General features: G+C 67.9%; 1 protein-coding gene. It reads left to right on the top strand.

Translation table 11 applies throughout. The features are described from left to right. Positions 1-308, top strand: a 308-nt coding sequence (locus OA56_RS10525; RefSeq protein WP_461585191.1) for an ATP-binding cassette domain-containing protein, incomplete at both ends; no start/stop codon positions are given.

Here is a 308-nt window from a genome sequence, read left to right on the forward strand (position 1 = left end):
ATCGAGGTGGGCGCCGGGCAGATCGTCACCGTCATCGGCCCCAACGGGGCGGGCAAGACGACCCTGCTCTCGGCCGTCATGGGGTTGCTGCCCTCGCGCGGCGAGATCGTCTTCGACGGCGAGCCGCAACCACGGCCCGACGTCGAATACCTCGTGACGCGGGGCATGGCCCTGGTGCCGGAGAAGCGCGAGCTTTTCGGAGAGATGAGCGTCGAGGACAACCTCGTGCTCGGCGCCTTCCAGCGCTACCGACGGGGTGAGCGGGACTATCGCGACACGCTCGAAGAAGTCTACGCCCTCTTTCCCCG

This window comes from Tepidiphilus sp. HLB4 (assembly GCF_054823945.1).